2 protein-coding genes and 1 pseudogene are annotated in these 1,464 nt (G+C 63.4%); 1 reads left to right on the forward strand and 2 read right to left on the reverse strand.

Annotated elements, in window-relative coordinates; genetic code table 11:
* Positions 1 to 288: hypothetical protein (locus ACIRRA_RS46015; protein WP_402782491.1), on the forward strand; the 288-nt coding region annotated here is incomplete at its 5' end.
* 278 nt (positions 289 to 566) lie between these two features.
* Here the strand turns inward: ACIRRA_RS46015 and ACIRRA_RS46020 are convergent.
* Positions 567 to 668: pseudogene (locus tag ACIRRA_RS46020) on the reverse strand (IS5/IS1182 family transposase); the annotation flags it as partial.
* 248 nt (positions 669 to 916) lie between these two features.
* Positions 917 to 1,168, reverse strand: a complete 252-nt coding sequence (locus ACIRRA_RS46025; RefSeq protein ID WP_402782494.1) for a hypothetical protein — start codon at positions 1,166 to 1,168, stop codon at positions 917 to 919.
* Positions 1,169 to 1,464 lie beyond the last annotated feature (296 nt).

The following is a 1,464-nucleotide window of genomic DNA, read 5'->3' on the forward strand; positions in this document are numbered from 1 at the left end:
CTGAAGGATCACGCGGTGGCCACCCTGCTGTCCGGGGATTGCGACAAGCTCAGCATCCAATGCTGCTGCTACACCACGCTATTGGACGCAACCAACCTAGCCCGGGTGCGGCGATTTGCCAGGAGCGAGAAGGATCGGTATGCGCCGCAATTGGTCAGGCAACGGGTTCAGCATCGAGAGAAGGCGTCTCGGCGGGACGGATCGCGAACGCTATCGGGTGGATTCAGCGGGTCCGCCGTGCTTTCTTTCGGCAAGCGGGTCGGCAGTAGACGGCATCGCTGCGAGTGATGGGCGGGCCAGGTCTTGCCCCAAACAGGGCAGGTCTTGCGAGGCCGGACGGGGCGGGTATCGCCATGCAGCAGTCGCAGTTCTTCAGCGCCGAAAGCGACGAGCTCGGCGATGCGGTGTTCGCGGCGTGCCTGATCCCACCAGCACCGTGATCGGCACCTCGACGAACAGAAGCGCCGACTACGCCGTGAACCTTGCGGCAATGCGATACCGCATTGCGTGCAAAGTCTCGGGCGAGGACGCTTCACCATCGCTCAGGCTGCCTGTGCAGTCTGACGCGAAGGCCTCTCGCGGGTCAGTCTCCGTGTCATCAAAGTGATTGCCGCCCATGTCAAATGGGCCTCAGAGTGGTCGGGGCAGCGTCCGTAGTCGCGGGCGTTAACACTGCACGCTCATAGCTGATCCAGTCGTTGACCTGGGCCTCGGTCAAGTCGGTCGCAGTGGCCGCGACGGGGATTGGGCTTCATCCGCAGATTCGCCGCGGGCGAGCACCTCACCCACTGACCCGGACAATGTGATGCCGAGACGGCGGCCGCCGATCGTGGGCAGGGCGCGGCGTTGACGCGTATCGAGAGCCGTGGACGCCCGAGATTGTCTCGAGTTGTGGCGGTGTTCGAGAGATCCGGGGTTAGTGGACGCCGCTCTCGCAGGGGCGGGTCATCGAGCCGGGGATGCATCCCAAGGGTGTGGCTGCGCCGTTGGGCATGAGAAAGCTGCCGTGACTGCCTCGGTCGCCATTGTTGCCCCCGTGAGAATGGTGGTCATTCGAGTGGCAGCCGTGCTCTGCCATGGCCAGTGGGGCCGCGACGGTTGCGCCTGCGGCTAAGCCAATGGTGAGCAAGGACGTAGCGAGGATCTTCTTCGCGTTGTAGGTGATCATGCGGTCCTCCGTGATGCTTCGGAACGATCACCTGACTATCGTCCCGTTGTATAACGGCACGATAGTCGTCGACTTATGGCCTCGTGTTCTCGCTGTCGGGAAGTCTGGGAGTAGGCACCCAGGTCGCTCACGGCGAAGCGCGGGGGCAAGATGCCTTGCGACGATGCCCACTGCGCGAATCAGAGACCGCTGCCGGCGGCGCGGAGTCTGTCAATCCCGATGAGACAGGTCAGGCTGCCTGTTCTGTGTCGGTGTTCTCCTTCGTGGGTCGGTTGATCCACGCCGCTTCGGGTAAC

Origin of the sequence: Nocardia sp. NPDC101769, assembly GCF_044766925.1 — a bacterium.
Lineage (GTDB): Bacteria > Actinomycetota > Actinomycetes > Mycobacteriales > Mycobacteriaceae > Nocardia.